Raw genomic sequence first — 1,207 nt, forward strand, 5'->3', positions numbered from 1 at the left:
GGGACTGCTGCAGGAACGGTTGACACTCCATCTGCGGGACGAGGTCCTGCTGGAAGGATGTCGTTGTGCCTAAGAAGTTCCCGCCTGAGTTCAAGCGTGACGTTGTGCGGGTCGCCCGTCGCGGTGATCTGACGCATGCCGAGGTCGCGTCCGACTTCGACGTCTCTGTGGAGTCTGTGCGGCGCTGGGTGCGTCAGGCCGATATCGACGACGGCGTTGTCGATGGTCAGACGAGCAGCGAGCAGAGCGAGCTGGTCCAGCTGCGCCGCGAGAAGCGCCGGTTGGAGATGGAGAACGAGATTCTGCGCCGCGCGGCCGCGTACTTCGCCGCTGGATCGCTCCCAAAATGAGCTACCCGCTGGTCCGTGACCTGGCCGCCGAGGGTATCCCCGTGCGGCTGACCTGCGGGGTGCTCGGCCACTCCACGCAGGCGTACTACGCCTGGGCGGCCAACCCGGTCAGCGACCGGGACCTGGAAGACGCCTACCTCACTAACGTTCTGATCGACGCCCACGACGACGATCCGGAGTTCGGCTACCGGTTCCTGGCCGACGAGCTCGAGCGCGCCGGTCATGACGTCGGCGAGCGACGCGTCTGGCGGCTGTGCTCGGCGCAGAAGTTGTGGTCAACCACGGTCCGCAAGGGCCGACGCGGGGCCGGGAAGTCGCCGGGACCTGCGGTCCACGACGACCACGTCCGACGCAACTTCACCGCCGACGAGCCGGACAAGGTCTGGGTCACTGACATCACCGAGCACCCCACTGGCGAGGGCAAGATCTACTGCTGCGCGATCAAGGACCTGTTCAGCAACCGGATCGTCGGCTACGCGATCGATGGGCGGATGACCGCCCAGCTCACCGTCAGCGCCCTGCGCACCGCCGTGGCCAGACGCGCCCCGACCGGCGTCGTGGTCGTGCATTCGGACCGAGGCTCGCAATTTCGAGCGCGTTCCTTCCGGGCGGTCCTGGCCGCAGCCGGGCTGAAGGGATCGATGGGTCGCGTCGCCTCCGCGGGCGACAACGCGGCCATGGAGTCCTGGAACGCGCTGCTGCAGAAGAACGTCCTGAACCGTCGCCGCTGGGCCACCCGCGACCAGCTGCACGACGCGATCGTGTTCTGGATCGAACGCACCTACAACCGGCGTCGGCGCCAGCGTGCCCTCGGCAAGCTCACCCCGGTCGAGTACGAGCTCGCCTTCACCGCCCAG

1 protein-coding gene is annotated in these 1,207 nt (G+C 67.5%); it reads left to right on the forward strand.

Annotation, left to right across the window (positions count from 1 at the left end):
* Window positions 1-65: 65 nt before the first annotated feature.
* Window positions 66-1,207 (forward strand): IS3 family transposase gene (locus ACZ4MO_RS18790; protein ID WP_499279417.1). Its coding sequence is split into 2 segments (ribosomal slippage), with 1,143 coding nucleotides annotated over them: window positions 66-333 and window positions 333-1,207; the frame shifts between segments, so codons are not numbered across the junction. This gene is flagged as partial in the annotation.

The sequence above is a fragment of the Sphaerisporangium cinnabarinum genome, from assembly GCF_055567015.1.